The sequence below is a fragment of the Bariatricus sp. SGI.019 genome (assembly GCF_050315235.1).
Taxonomy (GTDB): domain Bacteria; phylum Bacillota; class Clostridia; order Lachnospirales; family Lachnospiraceae; genus JAFBIX01.
In genome coordinates this window covers 211,809-230,872 of the sequence record NZ_JBNPOQ010000001.1, presented here as the reverse complement: position 1 = coordinate 230,872, position 19,064 = coordinate 211,809, and the positions used below count along the sequence as shown (strand labels likewise).

The 19,064-nt window shown below is 44.0% G+C and carries 20 protein-coding genes, 1 tRNA gene and 1 pseudogene; 16 read left to right on the top strand and 6 right to left on the bottom strand.

Annotation, left to right across the window (positions count from 1 at the left end; translation table 11 throughout):
- Nucleotides 1–21: 21 nt before the first annotated feature.
- The 9 genes from cobA to ACQRD1_RS01250 all read left to right on the top strand — a co-directional run bounded on the left by cobA (nt 22) and on the right by ACQRD1_RS01250 (nt 9,347).
- Nucleotides 22–1,566, top strand: coding sequence for a uroporphyrinogen-III C-methyltransferase (gene cobA, locus ACQRD1_RS01290; RefSeq protein WP_427786800.1), 1,545 nt, complete (start codon nt 22–24; stop codon nt 1,564–1,566).
- 3 nt (nt 1,567–1,569) lie between these two features.
- Nucleotides 1,570–3,186, top strand: coding sequence for a peptide ABC transporter substrate-binding protein (locus ACQRD1_RS01285; protein WP_427786799.1), 1,617 nt, complete (start codon nt 1,570–1,572; stop codon nt 3,184–3,186).
- A 23-nt stretch (nt 3,187–3,209) separates the two neighbouring features.
- A complete protein-coding gene (locus tag ACQRD1_RS01280; protein WP_427786798.1) occupies nt 3,210–3,983 on the top strand; it encodes a sirohydrochlorin cobaltochelatase in 774 nt (257 codons plus the stop codon).
- Nucleotides 3,980–4,870 (top strand): hydroxymethylbilane synthase, encoded by an 891-nt coding sequence (hemC, locus tag ACQRD1_RS01275; protein ID WP_427786797.1) that lies wholly within the window; start codon nt 3,980–3,982, stop codon nt 4,868–4,870. Before ACQRD1_RS01280 ends, hemC begins: the two co-directional genes overlap by 4 nt.
- Nucleotides 4,863–5,792 (top strand): ABC transporter permease, encoded by a 930-nt coding sequence (locus ACQRD1_RS01270; protein ID WP_427786796.1) that lies wholly within the window; start codon nt 4,863–4,865, stop codon nt 5,790–5,792. Before hemC ends, ACQRD1_RS01270 begins: the two co-directional genes overlap by 8 nt.
- Nucleotides 5,789–6,622 carry an ABC transporter permease gene (locus ACQRD1_RS01265; RefSeq protein ID WP_427786795.1) on the top strand — a complete coding sequence of 278 codons (834 nt, stop codon included), beginning with the start codon at nt 5,789–5,791 and terminating at the stop codon, nt 6,620–6,622. Before ACQRD1_RS01270 ends, ACQRD1_RS01265 begins: the two co-directional genes overlap by 4 nt.
- Nucleotides 6,623–6,633: 11 nt before the next feature.
- Complete coding sequence (locus ACQRD1_RS01260) at nt 6,634–8,430, top strand: ABC transporter ATP-binding protein (protein ID WP_427786794.1); 1,797 nt, start codon at nt 6,634–6,636, stop codon at nt 8,428–8,430.
- 139 nt (nt 8,431–8,569) lie between these two features.
- Entirely contained in the window at nt 8,570–9,208 is a 639-nt protein-coding gene (locus ACQRD1_RS01255) for a lactate utilization protein (RefSeq protein ID WP_235232961.1), read from the top strand.
- 68 nt (nt 9,209–9,276) lie between these two features.
- Nucleotides 9,277–9,347, top strand: a tRNA-Cys gene (locus tag ACQRD1_RS01250).
- Nucleotides 9,348–9,396: 49 nt separating this feature from the next.
- Here the strand turns inward: ACQRD1_RS01250 and ACQRD1_RS01245 are convergent.
- Complete coding sequence (locus ACQRD1_RS01245) at nt 9,397–10,776, bottom strand: NAD(P)/FAD-dependent oxidoreductase (protein WP_235232960.1); 1,380 nt, start codon at nt 10,774–10,776, stop codon at nt 9,397–9,399.
- 265 nt (nt 10,777–11,041) lie between these two features.
- Between ACQRD1_RS01245 and ACQRD1_RS01240 the strand changes: the two are divergent.
- Nucleotides 11,042–11,449 (top strand): annotated as a pseudogene (locus tag ACQRD1_RS01240) (sugar transporter); the annotation flags it as partial.
- Between the two features lie 37 nt (nt 11,450–11,486).
- Here ACQRD1_RS01240 and bilS read toward each other — a convergent pair.
- From bilS to ACQRD1_RS01220, 4 genes are read right to left on the bottom strand one after another with little or no spacing between them, the layout of a single operon-like run.
- Nucleotides 11,487–12,014, bottom strand: coding sequence for a flavodoxin family protein BilS (gene bilS, locus ACQRD1_RS01235; RefSeq protein ID WP_347376578.1), 528 nt, complete (start codon nt 12,012–12,014; stop codon nt 11,487–11,489).
- A 15-nt stretch (nt 12,015–12,029) separates the two neighbouring features.
- A complete protein-coding gene (locus ACQRD1_RS01230; RefSeq protein WP_347376577.1) occupies nt 12,030–12,776 on the bottom strand; it encodes a J domain-containing protein in 747 nt (248 codons plus the stop codon).
- Nucleotides 12,777–12,781: 5 nt separating this feature from the next.
- The gene (locus tag ACQRD1_RS01225; RefSeq protein ID WP_427786793.1) at nt 12,782–13,657 is read right to left on the bottom strand and encodes a DUF5685 family protein; all 876 of its coding nucleotides are present in this window, start codon (nt 13,655–13,657) and stop codon (nt 12,782–12,784) included.
- 12 nt (nt 13,658–13,669) lie between these two features.
- The gene (locus tag ACQRD1_RS01220) at nt 13,670–14,065 is read right to left on the bottom strand and encodes a zinc-ribbon domain-containing protein (protein WP_235232956.1); all 396 of its coding nucleotides are present in this window, start codon (nt 14,063–14,065) and stop codon (nt 13,670–13,672) included.
- A gap of 162 nt (nt 14,066–14,227) precedes the next feature.
- Here ACQRD1_RS01220 and ACQRD1_RS01215 point away from each other — a divergent pair, with 162 nt between their 5' ends.
- The 6 genes from ACQRD1_RS01215 to rpsR all read left to right on the top strand — a co-directional run bounded on the left by ACQRD1_RS01215 (nt 14,228) and on the right by rpsR (nt 17,765).
- Nucleotides 14,228–15,505, top strand: coding sequence for a serine dehydratase subunit alpha family protein (locus ACQRD1_RS01215; RefSeq protein ID WP_235232955.1), 1,278 nt, complete (start codon nt 14,228–14,230; stop codon nt 15,503–15,505).
- Nucleotides 15,505–16,299: a class B sortase gene (gene srtB / locus ACQRD1_RS01210; RefSeq protein ID WP_427786792.1), complete on the top strand. Its 795-nt coding sequence runs from the start codon at nt 15,505–15,507 to the stop codon at nt 16,297–16,299. The genes ACQRD1_RS01215 and srtB overlap by 1 nt, the downstream gene beginning before the upstream one ends.
- Nucleotides 16,299–16,493, top strand: coding sequence for a DUF951 domain-containing protein (locus ACQRD1_RS01205; protein ID WP_235232986.1), 195 nt, complete (start codon nt 16,299–16,301; stop codon nt 16,491–16,493). The genes srtB and ACQRD1_RS01205 overlap by 1 nt, the downstream gene beginning before the upstream one ends.
- 129 nt (nt 16,494–16,622) lie before the next feature.
- Entirely contained in the window at nt 16,623–16,910 is a 288-nt protein-coding gene (gene rpsF, locus ACQRD1_RS01200) for a 30S ribosomal protein S6 (protein WP_235232985.1), read from the top strand.
- Nucleotides 16,911–16,931: 21 nt separating this feature from the next.
- Entirely contained in the window at nt 16,932–17,378 is a 447-nt protein-coding gene (locus tag ACQRD1_RS01195; RefSeq protein WP_235232953.1) for a single-stranded DNA-binding protein, read from the top strand.
- 120 nt (nt 17,379–17,498) lie between these two features.
- On the top strand, nt 17,499–17,765 hold the full coding sequence (gene rpsR, locus ACQRD1_RS01190) for a 30S ribosomal protein S18 (protein WP_101695879.1): 267 nt from the start codon (nt 17,499–17,501) through the stop codon (nt 17,763–17,765).
- An 85-nt stretch (nt 17,766–17,850) separates the two neighbouring features.
- Here rpsR and ACQRD1_RS01185 read toward each other — a convergent pair whose 3' ends face one another.
- A complete protein-coding gene (locus ACQRD1_RS01185; protein WP_427786791.1) occupies nt 17,851–19,038 on the bottom strand; it encodes a Gfo/Idh/MocA family protein in 1,188 nt (395 codons plus the stop codon).
- Nucleotides 19,039–19,064: the final 26 nt, after the last annotated feature.

Genomic DNA, 19,064 nt, shown 5'->3' with positions numbered 1-19,064 from the left:
TCAGATGAAATGAGGAATCACATGGAGATGAGTAAGGGAAAAGTATGGCTGGTCGGAGCAGGTCCTGGAGAGATTGGATTATTGACTCAGAAAGCCATAACGGTCATAGAACAGGCAGATTTTATTGCATATGATGCGCTGATTGGAGAGGAGATACTGTGTATGCTTCCAGAGGATGCAGAAAAGGTGTCCGTAGGGAAGCGTTCAGGCAAGCACTCGGTATCACAGGAAAAGACGAATCAGATCCTTCTGGAGGAAGCGTTAAAGGGAAAAAAGGTGGTCCGCTTAAAAGGCGGAGATCCGTTTGTGTTCGGACGGGGCGGAGAAGAGTTAGAGTTATTGGTGCAATATGGAATACCGTTTGAAGTGGTTCCGGGAGTGACTTCGGCGGTGGCAGTGCCTGCCTATGCAGGAATTCCGGTGACGCACCGCGATTATACTTCTTCTTTTCATGTGATTACGGGGCATCCGAGAAGAGATGGAAAGGATCGTATAGATTATGGTGCGCTGGTGCGTATGGATGCGACATTGGTATTTCTTATGAGCGTTGGCACGATGGGAATGATTATGGAGAATCTGGTAAAAGCAGGAATGGATCCAAAGATGCCGGCGGCAGTCCTGGAAAGAGGGACGCAATACCGACAGCGCAAGGTAATCTCAACGGTTGACTGCCTGGAGAGAGACTCCAAAGATGCCAATATTCAAGCTCCGGCAGTCATTGTCGTAGGGAGAGTATGTACATTATCGGAGCTGTTCGCATGGTACGAGAAGCGTGAACTTGCACAGATGCAGATTATTGTGACCAGATCCAGGAAAAAAGCAAGTAAGCTGACTGCACAATTAAGAGAATCGGGTGCAGAGGTGTTGGAACTGCCCATGATCGATACGACCGCTATTGCACTGGAACAGATTCGGTTGGATGAGTTGTTTGACGAACCGGCTGGAAGAGAATTGTGGCTTACATTTACAAGTCCAGTAGGAGTAGAAACTTTTTTCAGTGTTACGTTACCAAGTCTTGGGAAAGATATTCGAGGCGTGCTGCGAAAAGGAGCGGATGTAAGATTTGCTGCGGTTGGGGAAGCAACAGCAAAAGAATTGGAAAAATACGGATGGATGACGGATGTGGTGCCAGAAGTATATAATGGAAGGGAACTTGGCAAAGCACTTGTAAGAACTGCAAGAAAGGATGCGAAAGTCTATCTGCTTCACGCAAGGCAAGGTTCTGAGGAATTAAAAGAAGAATTGAAAAGAGCAGATCTTGCATATGAAGATATTGCGATTTATGAAACGATATGCAGACAGGACAGCCCTTGGGCCGATATGGTAAAGGATAAGATTAACCAGGGACTGATCGACTGGGTTACATTTACGAGTGCATCAACCGTCCGGGGGTTCGTTCAGACGATGGGTGGAATGGATTTTTGCAAAGTTCCTGCTCTGTGTATTGGAGAACAGACTGCGACAGAAGCACGAAAATACCATATGAAGATTGAGATATCGGACAGGGCAACCATTGCAAGTATGGTAGAAAAGTTGAAAGAACTTCGCGCGAAGCAGGAGGTATAGTTGATGAAGAGAATATTGGGAGTTCTGCTGTCTGCCACCATGATTCTGGTGATGGCAGCAGGATGCAAAGATCAAAGAGCGGAGAATGTCTCTGGCAAGAGCGGACAGGAGATCGTCGTCGGTACAAACAGTGAAAGCGGTGGCCTGGATCCGGCGGGGATGATTGCAGATACTTATCTGGCATATTCCGTATCTGCGTTGGACGAACTTTTGACGTATGATGAGAATGGAGAGATTGAATATCGTGCTGCAGAATCCTATGAGGTGAATGACGATAAGACAGAGTGGATTTTTCACTTGAGAGAAGATGCAAAATGGTCAGATGGAACACCGGTCACTTCGGCGGACTTTCGCAACACCATTGAACGTTCTCTGGATCCTGCCAGTGGAAATGGATATTCAAACTATCTGTTCCCGATTGAGAATGCCGAAGCAATCTATAATAGGGAAGCAGATATGAGTACACTCGGAGTAGAGACACCGGATGATACGACGTTGATCTTCCATCTGTCTACACCGTGCGTGTATTTCCTGGATTTACTGCGCCTTCCGGTATATACTCCGTCGTGTGTGGCTTATGCGGATGCAGTTGGAAGCGGGTGGGATACCGACCCGGCGACGAGTGTATCCAATGGACCGTTTTATCTGACAGAATATGTGTCACAACAGTATTTTGTGTTGGAGAAGAATCCATATTACTGGGATGCAGACAATATAGCATTGGATAAGATTACCTATAAGTTCTTCGATAATAAGCAGTCGATGGCAGCAGCTTACGCGACTGGAGAAGTGGATGTGGCGTTGTCATTACTGGGGACGGTGATGGATGAATATGAAGGACAAGATGATCTTGTGGTGACGGATGCAATTGCCACACGATATATATATATGAATATAGAGAAAGTAGAAGTGCTACAGGATGTTCGTGTGCGAGAGGCATTGAACCTTGGAATTGACCGACAAGAACTTTGCCAGGCGGTGGGAAAGGATACAGAGCCCACGGTAAATTTTGTCGCAAAATATATGGTAGATAAATCAACGGGAGAATATTTTGTAGATGGTGCGCAGGCTCCTTTTGAAGAGAATCTAAAGAGGGCAAAGGAGCTGCTTGCAGAAGCGGGTTATCCGAATGGAGAAGGGTTTCCTGTTCTTACTTATAATTATCCGACTCTGGAAATGGATATGGACACCGCACAGGTCCTGCAGCAGCAACTGAAAGAAAATCTGGGAATTACGATAGAATTGAATGCACAAGAACTTCAGGTGAATTATTCGGAACGAAGGGCAGGAAACTTCGAATTATGCCGTATGAATTGGACGGCTGATTTCGCTGATCCGAATACGTATTTATCTATGTTGCTTTCAAACAGCACTTATAATTGTAGTGGAATCAGGGATGAGGTATATGACGCGTTGGTAGAAGCATCTGACACAGAGACAGATCCGGCAAAGAGAAGCGAACTTATGCATGAAGCAGAACAGTATGCGATTGGGGAACAGTTCTATATTATTCCGCTCTATTCTATGCATCATGTGAATCTGATCCGGCCGAATATTACGGGAATCACACAGATCCCGGCAACGGGGACACTGGATCTTAGAGGTGCATCGGTTCAATAAAGGATGGGAGGAAAGAATGCGGTATGAAGAAAGCAATCTTGGTCGTCAGCTTTGGAACGAGTTATAAAGAGAATCTGGAGCGGACAATTGGAGGAATAGAGAATTATCTAAGAGGAGAGTTTAAAAATTATAGATTGTACAGAGCATTTACCAGCCAGAGGATTATCCGAAAACTATGGGAAGAGAACCAAATTGCAATTCCGACGCTGGAAGAGGCAATTACGCAGATGCGAGAAGATGGAATGGAACATATTGTTGTACAGCCGACGTATGTGGTCCATGGCTTGGAATATGAGAGACTAAAAAGTGCATTGGAAGGTTACCGGGATTTTTTTCAGACCTTAAAATTAGGAGAACCACTCTTAAATCAGGTAGAGGATTATAAGGCGTGTGTTCATTCTGTGATAGAAGATTGGCAGATGAATAAAGAAGAAGTAATCGTGCTTGCCGGTCATGGGACACAAGGACATGCACAGGCTGCTTATACTATGCTGGAATACGCTTTTCATTCTATGGGTTATTCCAATGTGCTGGTCGGAACCGTTGAAGGGTATCCGAGTGTATCTGACGTGATGCAGAAGCTTGGAATGTTGGAGCCAAGGCCGCTTCGGATCATACCATTTATGATTGTCAGTGGCGAACATGTTCATCATGATCTGGCAGGTGATGAGCATTCCTGGCTGGTCAGATTCCAGAATATGGGATTCCCGTCTCGAGTAGTAAAGAAAGGACTGGGAGAGCTGAAGGGGATACAGAGACTATTTGCAGAACATGTAAGAGAGGCGATGGAATCATGAAGAGAATCGTAAGGATTGGAAGCAGGGAAAGCAGACTTGCAGTGTGGCAGGCAGAATATGTTGCGCAATTGATCGAACATGCACATCCTGAGATTCAAGTACAGATTATTACAATGAAGACGACAGGAGATAAGATTCTGGATCGCAGTCTGGATCAGATTGGTGGGAAAGGCTTGTTTGTAAAAGAACTGGATCTTGCGCTTCTGGAAAAACGGACAGATCTATCCGTGCACAGTTTAAAAGACATGCCTGTTGAAATCCCGGAACAACTCCCGATTCTTGCTTTTTCCAGGCGAGAGGATCCGCGGGATGCGATTCTTTTTCGCAAAGGTGTGAAGCCAGAAGACATTACGGTAATCGGAACTTCCAGCCACCGAAGACGGATTCAGCTGGAACGCCTGTACCCAAAATGTGCATTTACCGGAATGCGGGGAAATGTACAGACCCGCGTGCGTAAGTTGGAAGAAGGACAGTGTGATGCAACCATACTTGCAATGGCTGGGCTAAAACGCCTTGGAATGGAATCTGTGGCGGGAAGAATACTTGCAACGGATGAGTTAATACCGGCAGCAGGGCAGGGAATTCTGGCGGTACAGGGAAGAGTTGGTGAAGATTATAGTTATCTGGATTGCGTGATGGATGAAAAAGCGAAAGTGGCTGCTCTTTCAGAAAGAGCATTTGTGTGTATGCTGGGTGGAGGCTGCAGCGCTCCAACAGCGGCTTATGCACAGATAGAAGGAGAAGAAGTTATTCTGAACGGTCTGTACTATGACGAAGAAGCGAAAGATTATATCACAGGGAAGAAGCGAGGGCCAGTGGAGGAAGCTGAGAATATCGCAAGAACTTTGGCGGCAGAACTGAAAGCGAGGTTTAGAGAACGTGGCTAAGTATGTGGCAAAACGGCTGGTGACAGGAGCGGCGGCATTATTGTTTCTTACATTTCTTACTTTTGTGATGGCGCATAAGATGCCGGGAAATCCTTTTGATACGGGAAATGTATCGGAGCAAGTTCTTCAGACGATAGAAGAGGAATATGGGCTTGGAGAGCCTCTGCAGGTGCAGTTTGCTTTCTATATGAAGAACCTGTTGCGAGGAGACCTTGGCATGTCCATCAAGAAACCAGGAGTAACGGTAAATTCTGTGATTGCAAGAAGTCTTCCTGTGACGGCGAAGGTAGGAATACTGGCTTTTCTGTCGAGTCTGATTCTTGGAACTCTCTTAGGAATCTGGCACCTGATGACCAAAAGAAAGCTTGTAAAAAAAGTGATTTTGTTTATCGAGAGTGTAGGGATTAGTGTGCCAAACTTTGTATATGCCTTATTATTCATGCTCATCTTTGGTGTATATTTGAAATGGTTTCCAATTGCCGGGATCACGACGCCAATGAATTATGTATTGCCGGTGGCCGCACTTGCCGTGTATCCAACATGTGTGATTTCGCGGATGTTCTACAGCGCAGTGCAAAAAGAATATACACAGGAATATGTTATGTTTTTGAAGGCAAAAGGACTGAAAGAATCAGCAATCCTGATGAGGCATATGTGGCGGCCGGCTCTTACACAGTTGTTGACTTATCTTGGACAATTGCTGGTGTATCTTGTGACGGGCTGTTTTGTGGTAGAGAGTATCTTCACTATTCCCGGTCTTGGAAGAGAATTCGTTATGTCTATCAATAACCGTGATTATACGGTGATTATGGGACTTACGGTTTTTGCAGGGGCGATTGTGATTCTTGCGCAACTTGTGCTGGATGTAGTACAGATGTATCTCGACCCTAGAATTCGGTTTGGAACGGAGCAGAACAGATGAAACAAGTAATGGCAAATAGAAAATTTATCATATATCTGGGAATCTTAGGTGTATTCGTGGCAGCAGCGATAGTTGTTCCTAGCCTTTCCCCGTATTCGTATGATGCACAGGACGTGGTGAGTCAAAATCTTGGTGTGTCGGCGGCACATTTATTCGGGACGGATAAGTTCGGAAGAGATCTTTTTACCCGTGTATGCTATGGGTTGCGGATTAGTCTTACGGTTGGATTCGTCAGTGCATGTGTCTGCTTTGTCATAGGTGTTGTGGTTGGTGCAGTGTCTGGACTTGCCAACTTGGTTGTTGACAGCATTTTGTTGGAACTGATGAATATCATCAGTGCAATTCCGTCTATGCTCTATGTGATTCTGATACTTCTGGTATTGGATGCAAGTATTGGAAGTGTGATACTGGGAATCTGTGTGGCAGGGTGGGTTGATCTTGCGAAAATGGTAAGAGTAGAGACAAGACGGCTTCGGCAGATGGATTACTGTCTGGCAGCGGAGATGATGGGAGTTCCGATGTGGAGAATCATTTTTAAATATATTTTGCCAAATGAGAGAGGGCTTTTGATTGTGCAGACGATATTGCTGATTCCCAAAGCGATATTTACAGAGGCATTTTTAAGCTTTCTTGGGATTGGAATTGCAGCGCCCAGAGCAAGTCTCGGAACACTGATTCAGGATGCAAGGTCGTTGATTACTCAATATCCGACTCAGATATTATTCCCGGTTCTGGTACTTGCGGCATTGATTGTATGTTTGCAAAGCATTGGTTATGCACTGGAGCAACAGGGAGTGAATGGTGCTCAAAGGATACCGGAAGAGATATAGGAGGATACCGCATGGGAAAATTGCTTGTGGTCGATCATCTGACCATAACATATACGCGAAGACAGCAAGAAGTGGTAAAAGATTGTTCTTTTGAGCTTGAAAGCCAGGAAATCCTGGGAATCGTGGGAGAATCTGGATCGGGAAAATCAACGATGGCAATGGCTATCCTCGGGTTTCTCAAGAAAGGAGCCGTTATTTCAAGCGGACAGATTCGGTATTGTGGAGAAGATATCACACCGCCTCTGACTGATGTGAAAAGAAGAAAACTACGCGGTGGTGAGATCGCGGTCATCATGCAAAATGCGATGTCATGCCTGGATCCATTGATGAAGATTGGCAGGCAGATTATGGAAAGTCTAAGACTACATACGGATTGTACCCGACAGGAGGCGAAAGAAAAAGCAGAAGAATTGTTGGATATGGTGGGAATCCGAGATGTAAGTGCATGTATGAATCGGTATCCGTTTGAATGTTCGGGAGGGATGCAACAGCGTATCTGTATTGCAATCGCTCTGGCTGGGAATCCGAAAGTATTGATTGCTGATGAGCCGACGACTGCGTTAGATGTGACGGTGCAGGCACAGATATTGAATTTGCTGAGAAGACTGTCAAAAGATCTGGGGATTGCCGTGATTATGATCAGCCATGATCTGGGAGTGGTCGGTGCTCTGTGTAATCGCTTGTTGGTCATGCGCGAAGGAAGCATCGTCGAACAAGGAAGGGTAAGTGATATACTCTATCACAGCAGTGAAACATATACAAAAATGCTGATTCAGACAAGAAAGAATCTTGAACAGATTCCACAGGCCGCATCCGAAGCAGATAAGAAGGATATTCTGTTACATGCAAAGAATGTATGTAAAGAATTTCGACAAAAGAAAGTACTGCATTCGATAACGATAGCAATACAAAAAAATCAGAGCTATGGCCTGGTAGGAGAGAGTGGTTGCGGGAAAAGTACATTTGCGCGTGTCCTGGCGGGATTGTACAGACCTGAACAAGGAGAGGTGTATTGGAAAGGTAGGGAAATGAACTGGAAGTCAAGAAAGCAGCGTATAGATTATCGAAAAAAGATTCAGATGATCTTCCAGAATCCGTACCAGGCCCTGAATCCGACAATGACCGTCTATGAGAATCTGCAAGAAGCATTGATGGCGGCAGGAATTTCTGATGAAAAAGAAATCGCAGAACAACTCAGGCGTATACTGGATGAAGTGGGATTGGAAGAACAAAGAAAACAGGATTATCCACAACAATTGTCGGGAGGGCAGCTTCAGAGAGTCATGATTGCAAGAGCACTTTTGATGAATCCGGAATTTTTAATCTGTGACGAACCATTTTCCGGTCTCGATATACAGACACAGGAACAATTGGTCCATCTACTATGTAAGATGAAAGAAAAAGAACAACTCTCGATGCTGTTTATTGGTCATGATCTGTCGATCGTCGGTCACATCAGCGATATGCTGGGCGTTATCTATGATGGATGGCTGGTAGAAGAAGGACCATCCGGCGAATTGATGGAAGAACCATGGCATCCATATACAAAGGCTCTGTTTATGGCCGCAGACAGAGTGAGGCTTAATGGAAGTGAAAAGAAAAGACCATTTGTAATAGAAGAAGTAACAGAGCAAGGCGGAAAGGCTGGATGTCCGTACGTGGGAACGTGCAAATATGCAAAGAAAAGATGCTTCGCCGAGAAACCAGAAATATACGAATATCAAGGACATAAGGTAAGATGCTTCCTCTATGCAGAAGAGATGAACCAAGTCCGTGATGCCGGGTACACCATGAGGACACAGATCTAATTGGGGACGGGGGTTTTTTCATTTTCCTCCGTCCCAGATTAAAATGACCGTGTCCCTTTTTCAATTTACCCTGTCCCTAACAAAGATTGGCGTGTTATAATAGACAATAAGTTTATGTAATATATAGGAGGCTGAGGCTATGGATATCAATCGTATAAAGCGGAATAAGATGTTGGGAGAAAAGATTATCAAGGGTTTAGAGTCTAGGAATATGGAAGGGTATTATGCCGAAAATGCAGAAGAGGCATTGGCGAAAGCTTTGGAATGGATCCCGGAGGGCAGCAGTGTTGCATGGGGCGGCTCTATGTCCATTGGGGAGATTGGGCTGAAGCAGGCAATCTGTGAAGGTAATTACCAGGCGTATAACAGAGATGCGGCGAAGTCACCGGAGGAGAAGAGAAAGATTGAGCTGATTACATACGATTGTGATTTCTTTCTTGCAAGCAGTAATGCGATTACAGAAGATGGTGTGTTGGTAAATGTAGACGGTATGGCCAACAGGGTATCTGCAATCGCCAACGGTCCAAGAAATGTTATTATGATCGTGGGAATGAATAAGGTGGTAAAGGATGTAGACAATGCGCTTTCCAGAGCAAGAAATGAAGCTGCACCTATTAATGCACAGAGATTTCAGCTGGATACACCGTGCGCTAAGACAGGGGCATGTTTTGACTGTAAATCTCCAGATACGATATGCTGTCAGATCTTGATTACCAGATATTCTAAGGTTCCAAAGAGGATTAAGGTTATCCTGGTTAATGATGAACTTGGATTTTAAAAATGTTTTGAAATAAATAATTGACTTACTTCTTGGCATTTGATATACTATATAAGTACCGAAAACAAGGCGCCATAGCCAAGTGGTAAGGCAAAGGTCTGCAACACCTCTATCACCAGTTCAAATCTGGTTGGCGCCTCTTAAAAAATAGAACCGCAATTCTTTAGTGATAAAGAATTGCGGTTTTTCTATTCCGCGATTAAGTTTTCTGCAATGTGCCGCGCCACATAGACGCCGCTGGCAGACGCGTGGGAGAGGGAATGTGTTACACCGCTTCCATCACCTATGATATATAAGCCTTTGTACTTGCTTTCCAGGTTTTCATCGATCTCTACTTCCATATTATAGAACTTCACTTCTACGCCGTAGAGCAGAGTGTCATCGTTGGCAGTACCGGGCGCAATCTTATCCAGCGCATAGATCATCTCGATGATACCATCCAGAATACGTTTGGGCAGCACGAGACTTAAGTCTCCCGGAGTGGCAGCAAGAGTAGGAGTTACCAGTCCTTCACGAATTCGTGTGACGGTACTTCTGCGGCCTCTGACCAGATCCCCAAAGCGTTGGACGATCACACCGCCGCCCAGCATGTTTGAGAGTCGGGCGATACTTTCTCCATATCCATTGCTGTCCTTGAATGGCTCGGAAAAATGCTTTGCAACCAGAAGTGCAAAGTTGGTGTTGTCGGTCTGGTGTTCCGGATCTTCGTAACTGTGACCGTTGACGGTTACGATACCGTTGGTATTTTCATTTACAACGATACCATAAGGATTCATACAGAAGGTACGGACATTGTCTTCGAATTTTTCCGTACGGTAGACGATCTTGCTCTCATAGAGTTCATCCGTCAGATGTGAGAAGATGACGGCCGGAAGTTCTACGCGGACTCCAATATCCACACGGTTAGAGTGGGTAGGAATGTCCAGCTCATTGCAGATATTTTCCATCCATTTGCTTCCACTTCTTCCTACCGAGATAATGCAGTTCTTGCAGGTGGCTGTTCCATCTTTGTAGGAAATGCGGTAACCATTGTCAAGGCATTCTACATGTTCGACCGGTGTGTGGAAATAAAAATCCACCTTGTCTTTTAATTCATTGTATAGATTCTCAAGAACAATATAGTTGATATCTGTCCCAAGGTGACGTACGGAAGCATCCAGAAGTTTTAGTTTGTTCTGAATACAGATCTTCTTAAAATTAGTTCCGGCAGTAGAATACATCTTCGTACCTTCTCCACCATGGGAAAGATTAATCTTGTCTACATACTCCATCAAGTCAAGAGCCTTCTCCTTGCCAAGATACTGATAGAGCGTTCCGCCGAAATCGTTCGTAATATTGTATTTTCCATCGGAAAATGCGCCGGCTCCGCCGAAACCATTCATAATGGCACAAGTCTTGCATTTGATGCAGGATTTTACCTTGTCACCGTCAATTGGGCAATGTCGTTCCTGAAGAGGAAAGCCGGCCTCGAAGACGGCAATCTTAAGATCTCCGGCTCTTTGGGTAAGCTCATAGGCAGAAAAAATTCCTCCAGGGCCTGCGCCGATAATGATTACGTCATAATTCATAGTTATCACTCCTTGTTGCTTATTATAAACATTTTTTGTGTGGTAATGTATGACGAAAAAAGAACTCGCTATTCTCTGGTGAAAGAATACGAGTTCTTATGCAGTCACTTCTCTTTTTTATTATATCGTTAAATGAAAAGGAATGTCAATGGGTATATATCATAGAGAATATCAATAAATGCTTTTTGAATATGATAAAAAGCAATTGGAATAAAAAAGAGGGACTGGCTATACTAAAAGTAGTGTATAAAAGGAGGTAATAAGAATGTCTATTACAGCGGAAACCGCGAAAGCGCATGCTAAGGATCCTGCAGTATTATGCTGTAGAGCAGAGGCAGGTATTACAATTGAGCCGGCGAACCTGGAAGATCCGGCAATCTTTGATGAATTAGTTGATTCAGGCTTACTGAACCTTGATGGATGCCTGACAATTGAACAGGTATTGGGGGCAAAACTGACTAAGACGAGTGATTCTTTATGTCCATTGACTGCAGATAATGTAGATGGGATTAAAGAAGTAACAGAAGAAGAGCCGGAGGAAGAAGCAGCAGAGGAAGCAGAGGAAGTTCCAGCTGTCGAAATGAATGTACAGGGAGCTGTGACTACGATTAAGAGCGGAAAAGTAATTATTTCTATCAAAGAAGGGAAAGACATCCATCTTGAACTTCCAATATAGGAAAGCTTGCAGGTAGAGATAAGGCAGAGGAGTTTTAATATTCCTCTGCCTTTATTTTTTTCAGCGTTTTGTCAACAAATACTTTTGCGTGTTCCAGGTCAAGACTGTCTGGGTGTGTCAGCGCTTCGTCAAAGTTACGGATATACAGGTCGATTTGTTTAGAATTATCAGCAGTCTGCATAGCTTCATATTTCTGGCGTACCTTCTGAGGCATCTTGCCCTGACAGATAAATGCGCCCAGATAATCATTGTCTGATTCAATCCAGGCATTGACACTGTGCTCAATGGCTTTGTAGTATTCGGGAGAATCTCCCATACCGCAGGTGGCAAAGAGAGCAATCTGCTTGCCACTTAAGTCGTTGAGAAAGTCGCTGATTGCCATGCTGCAGGTTCCCCGGTGTACACAGAAACCTACAAAATAGATGTTGGCCTCAGGAATCGTCTTATTCGTGTTAATGTCGATCAGGTCTTTGGAGTTGCCTGGAAGACGGGAAAATATGGAGGCCGCAATCTTCTTCGTGTTTCCAGACTCGCTTTCGTATAATACCAAATACTCTAACAAAATATCATTCCTTTCTTACATATAGCCGTGTGGCATTCCGCCGCCACCGCCACAACACAGCCCGCTACCGCCACAGCAAAGGTTACATACCAGATTGGCAATGCACAGTTTCATGCAGAAGCTGCTTCCGGTGTTAAATGTGGTCTGGTAAGGATCTTGTTGCTGTTGATACCAGCTTCCGCCGCTTTCGAAACGGTTGACCAGCATCTGGTATTGGAAATTATCGGGGTCCATTCGCAGGGCTTCTTTGGCGTGTTGCAGAGCAATTACATTGTTACCGACTCCTGAATTGGCCAGCGCGCTGTAATAATACCATTGAGCGTTACGTGATGAGATACCATTCAGAAGATTCAGAGCCTCTTGATAATGTCCACTGTTGATGAAATTCGCGGCAGCTTTCATATGAAGATCTTCTTCGCTGTTAGAAGACTGAGGGCCTGTCTGACGATATTGTCCACTGAATCCACGGAAAGGACCGTAGTCACCAAAGTCACCAAAGCCACCGCTATATCCGCCGTTATATCCTCCGGCAGATCCCGACCTGCCCGTGTAGGATGTATCAGAAGTTCCATACTCCCGTTCATGCATGATCTGCTGATAGGCTTGCTGAACCTCTTTGAATTTGGCTTCTGCCTGGTCTTTATTCGGGTTGTTGATATTGGCGTCGGGATGATATTTTCTGCTCAGGCTTCGATAAGCCTTTTTTATTTCTTCGTCAGAGGCGTCCCTTGATACGCCTAAGACTGCATAAGGATCGGTCATGTTTCTTAATCTCCTGTGTTCGAATTCTTAGTGTCAGGATGTCGGTTATCTTGTGTATTTTTACGCTTTTCTGTTACTTCTGTATAACGGCACCAAACGCCGGAATAGAGAATATTGCGTAGGATGTCAACATACAGAAGAATAGGTAATTTTTCAAATTCTCTGGAGCATTCTGCCATCATAAGAGTTAATAGTTTCTTACAATCTTCGGCAAAGTTACAATCAGACTGATAGGAAGAGATGAACGGATTATAGCAGCCGGACTTGATATCCTTTTCTACATCTTCATAAGCATCCATCAGATAGATGAACTTGCCAAGGAAGAAACCAATCTTGCGAAGAGAACCTTCCCATTCATCCTGCCGGACAGCAAAGAGTTCCGCCATAATATCTCCAAAAAGTCCTGCCATATGATCAATGTTCTGTTCGTTCTCCTCTTCCAGAAGTGATAACCGTCTTAGATTAGAAGCGATTCTTACTGCTTTTTCCGGATATTTTTTCTGAATCTTTTGCATGTCAGATGCCAACAGATGGGCACCGATAAATCCTTTTTTCTTGCGTTCGTCTTCCCAGTCATCCTTACATTTGTAGTAGGAAAGAATCAGATTGACGGCAGCAGCATACTCGGTAAATTCATTGGTCCTCGCGAGATGCTTTTCCAATGGGTGAGCAATGCAGTTGACGACTTCTTCTTTGGTCTTGGGCTCATAGAGCCCGGTAAGCAGAATAATAAGAAATGTCATGTCGTAAGATAAAGTCACCTGACCTTTTATACCATAGCATTCTTTTAGACATTTGCATAGCCCGCAATAGTAAGAGTGGTAGATATCATAGTCTTTAAATTTCATCTCTGCTTTATTAATTGCAATATATCCGAACATAAGAAATCCTCGTTAACTCTTTTTGATAAATCTAGTGTTGCATTTTGGACAGCGAATCTCGATTCGGCCTTTGCCTCTTGGAACGCGAATTTTCTGTCGGCAGGTAGGGCATTTATAGATATGGTGCGTCTTGCGTTGTAATAACAGATTTTTCTGACGGTAGAAAAAGGTACGAATCTTATAAGACTTGTTCAGATACCATTGGTTTTCGGAAGAACGTTTATAGATATTTCTGGAAAACATACGGAAATACAGATATATGATACCTATCCACGATAAATAAGACAGGATGAGACTATCGGTCCATCCTGCCAGAAGCATCACAATAATACTTATGGCCAGTACAAATTTTCCAAGTGAATCTACGCCATTGCGTCCATACATAAAGCGTATCAGTTTTTCTTTCAAATCAATCAACCTCCTAAATATATATTTATCATACGCGGTACGATAGTAAAGTCAATAAACTGCCGATTAAAAATATATAAAGTTTTTAGACTTGTAAGCCCTATTTGAGTGAGGTTGTGTTATACTGTTGGGGAAATGAATGGAAAATAGGGGGGTGTATCTATGAATGAATTAACCCAGTTGATTAAAGAAGATATGAAACCTGCACTTGGTGTTACGGAACCGGGGGCGATTGCTTTTGCAGTTGCATCGGCGAAGTCTTATGTACAGGGAGAAGTGAAGCGTGTTCATGTGGCATTGAATTCTGGAATGTATAAGAACGCATATACTTGTGGAATTCCTAATTCTAATAGATATGGCAATCTATATGCAGCAGCGTTAGGAGCTGTGGCAGCCGATGCGAAGAAAGGACTGGAATCGCTGGCGGATATCACACCGAAGGATGACGAGGCAGCTGCACAGATGGTAGCTGATGGCAAGGTCACGGTAGTGTTGGATCACATTGGTTCAGAGATTACCATTGATGCTACGGTAGAGACGGCGAAGGATTGCTGTACAGTTTACATCAAGGACAGCCACACGCATATTGTGCGGATCGAGAAGAATGGTGAGGTTATCTGCCTGGCAGAAGATACACAAGACGAGAATGATATAGTGAAAGAAAATGTACCAATGATTCATCAGTATTCATTAGAAGAGATTCTGGAATATATTCGTCAGGTGCCACAGGAAGAGATAGCTTTTATCCAAGAGGCATTTGCAATGAATCTGGAACTCCTGGAAGAAGGGATGCAGTCAGAACGAACTACGATTACACGACAGCTTCTGCGGGAAAATGGCAATCAAAAGATATCAACGGATGTACTTAAGACGGCGCAGCTTCTGTGTAACGGGGCTATTGAAGCCCGCGTGCTCGGACTTAGCCGGCCGGCCATGAGTATTACCGGAAGCGGTGCCCATGGAATTATTGCAACGATGCCGCTCTATGCTTATAAGGAGGTCTGCGGTCTGACCGAAGATGTCCTGCTTAGGGCGACGGCACTTAGTTATCTGATTACCATGTATATCAAAGAGTATTCTGGAAAATTGTCTGCGTTCTGTGGCTGTGGAATTGCGGCGGGAACGGGTATGGCCTGTGGACTTGCGTATATGCAGGGAGGAGATGAAGCGGTAATTACACGAGTGATCCAGAATATGGCGAGTGGACTTACCGGTATGATCTGTGATGGTGGTAATCATGGATGTGCCATGAAGGGAGTCGTTGCAGTAGATGCCGCATTTCGGGCTGTCTCTATGGCACTGCGGGGAGTATGTATTGAAAATATTCATGGCATCAATGGGAAGACACCTGAAGATACGATGCGCCATATGGGAATGATCGCATCCCCAGGAATGGTGCAGACGGAGAAGACTATTGTAGAGATTATGGAGCAAAAGTAATGAGTAGGAAGAAGTATCACAGAGGAAGAAAAAAGAGAAAGAAAAAGGGAAGTATTCTTTCTAATATTGTGCTGGTAATCGCCATTGTTGTATTGTGTGTGTCCGTATTCCAGCTGTTCAAGATTGGCAAGGGATATTATGACGGCAGAAGTGAGTATGATAAGATCAGAGACTTGGCAGTTGAGACAGGAAAAGGAGAGGATGAACAAGAGGAATTCAAAGTGAATTTTGATGAACTGCTTGCAATCAATCCAGATACCATAGGATGGATACGTTTTTCACCGGAGCCTTCCCAGATCAGTTATCCCATCGTACAGGGAGATGATAACAGCACGTATTTGAAGAAAACATTTTCTGCAAATGAGAATACCCTGGGCGCTATCTTTTTGAATGTAGATAATCAGGCGGATTTTTCGGACAGAAACTCGATCATCTATGGACATCGTATGAAGGATGGCTCAATGTTCCGACATCTGCAGGACTATGAAGAAAAGTCATTCTGGGAGGCGAATCCCTATTTTTACATCTATACACCGGATGGAAGAGAGATCACATATCACATCTATTCTGTTGGTGTGGTAGAAGATACATCGGATACTTATCTGACGGTGTTTAATACGGATGAGGAGTATCAGACATTCCTTACTATGACAAAGGAAGTGGCAGCATATGATACGGGAGTTGAAGTGACGACAGAAGATACAATCGTGACATTGTCAACCTGCACCAGTGCCAGTGACAATCATCGATTTGTGGTTCGTGGAGTAAAAGAAGAGGAGAGATCAGTAGAATGATGAATGACAGATATATATATGAAGTTGGGGATATTGTTACGATGAAAAAGCAGCATCCATGTGGCAGTAAAGAGTGGGAGATCCTCCGGGTAGGAGCAGATTTTCGACTGAAATGTATGGGATGTGGGCATCAGATTATGATTGCGCGAAAATTAGTAGAAAAAAATACAAAAGATTTGAAGAAAAAGGCTTGAAACAAGCACCGGAATATGGTATCATTGTAAACCGTGATACAATAAAACTGTCGACTGAAAGCGGCAGAAATCCTTGCTCCCACATAAGTTGAGCGGGGGCCAAAAGACCAGAAGGAGGTGCAAGACGACATGAACAAATATGAATTAGCTGTTGTTGTCAGTGCAAAAATCGAAGATGACGAGAGAGCACAGGTTATCGAAAAAGTAAAAGCATTAGTTGAACGTTTCGGTGGTCAGATCTCAGACGTCGATGAATGGGGTAAGAAGAGATTAGCTTACGAAATTCAGAAGATGAAAGAAGCATACTACTATTTCATCCACTTCGAATCTGATGCTACGACTCCAGGCGAAATCGAACAGAGAATTCGCATCATGGATAACGTTATCAGATATTTATGCGTTAGACAGGAAGCATAAGCAGGAAGTAGAGGTAATTATATGAATAAAGTAATTTTGATGGGACGCTTGACAAGAGATCCTGAAGTGAGATATTCACAGGGAGAGAATCCTTTAGCAATCGCAAGATATACACTGGCTGTTGATCGTAGATTCAGACGTGATGGAGAGGCGACCGCTGATTTCATCAATTGTGTTGCATTTGGAAGACAGGCAGAACATGCTGAGAGATATTACCGTCAGGGATTACGTGTTACAATCTGTGGACGTATTCAGACCGGAAGTTATACCAATAAAGATGGCGTGAAAGTCTACACAACAGAGGTTGTAGTAGAAGAGCAGGAATTTGCTGAGAGCAAGGCTGCAAGCGATGCGAATATCGGAAGTTTTCGTTCGGCTCCCACACCGGCACCAGCACCAGCATCTGATGCAGGCGACGGCTTCATGAATATTCCGGATGGAATAGACGAAGAATTACCGTTTAACTAGGCATTGAACACTTAGTGAGGCGAAGCTGGACTTAGTGTGAAAGCCGTTCTTTTTCTTTGGCAAAGTTCTGTCAAGCTTGGGAAAAAGAACTTCATTATGTAGTGTAAGGAGGAAACCAACATGGCTTACGATAAAGGAAATCGTCCAGAAGGCGGCTTCAAGAGAAGAGGCGGCGGACGCAGAAGAAAAAAAGTTTGTGTATTCTGTGGAAAAGAGAATAACGAGATCGATTACAAGGATGTAGCAAAATTAAGAAAGTACATCTCTGAAAGAGGAAAAATTCTTCCAAGAAGAATTACAGGAAACTGTGCGAAGCACCAGAGAGCTCTTACAGTGGCAATCAAGAGAGCACGTCACATTGCTTTGATGCCATACGTACAGGACTAATTTTGTTAGCGTAGTTGCATAATATGATAATAAGCCTTCAAGTACTGAAATTTAGTATTTGAAGGCTTTTTTTGTTGGAGAATTTTTATTTGTTATAATTCTTGAATGCAGGAATCTCGATGACTTTGCCGCCCTCCATTGCGGATTGGTGGGCGCAGATTCCAAGGCCGGTCCAATATGCGCCCAGAATATCATCTACGATTGGCTTGCGGTCTTCGATAATGGATCTGACGAATTCGTGAACCATATGTGGGTGGGAACCGCCATGCCCTCCGCCCTGTTTGAAAGAGAGGTGCATATTCTCATCATTATATATAGTTTCAGCCGTGAAACCAGCAATCTCTTTCGGAAGTCGATATCCATAATCTGGTACCTTAATCCGCTGCTCGATGATCTCGCTGCCGCGGTTGAATCTTTCCGGATCGGAATCCAGATCAATCATATCTTGCTGTAATTCACCGGTCCGGCTAAAGAGTACCGGATCTTCATTGGCCGTTTGCTGCCATTCGAAGCTCTTGTTCTCGCCATATACACGAAAGCATTCAGAATAGCTTCTGGCAACACCATATAAAAAGCGTTCCAGTTCAATCGTCACATCGCTGTCTTCCAGAGATACCATTGCGGATTCAAATGCAAACGGACATCCGTATCGTTCTTTCAGGATGTTTCTGACTCTGCCGGAACCTTTGGCATATACATGACTTGGATATTTTCTCAAAAGCATCAGGCACGGGCCGATGGCATGGGTCGGGTGCATAAGCGGCGGATATCCTTCCCAGTAGGATGGCCAGCCTTCCATGTCCTGATAATGTGCACAGCTCATATACTGGATTTTCCCCAACTCTCCCTTTTGGTACATATCCTGCACATAGAAGAATTCTCTTCCAAAGACGGTAGTCTCCAAGAACATATACTTTTTTCCGGATTTTTTTCTGGCTTCAATAACTGCATATAATTCATCCAGAGACATCCCCATTGGAATGGTACATCCGCAGTGCTTTCCTGCATTCAGAACACGAATGGATAATTCGGCATGTGTAGCGGGCGGTGTAACGATGTGGATGGCATCCACTTCTGGATCATCCAGCATAGGCTGGATATCGGTAAAGCATTCTTCTTCGCAAAAGCCGAATTTTTCCTGTGCAATTTTTAATAACCTTTCGTCTATATCCGCAATGACGACAGATTCTACATCGGGATGTTTCTTATAGATTGCGACAAATTCCATGCCGAAGCTTACGCCCACGACACCGATTTTTAATTTCTTTTTCATGACGATACTCCTTTTAGATTTTTTTA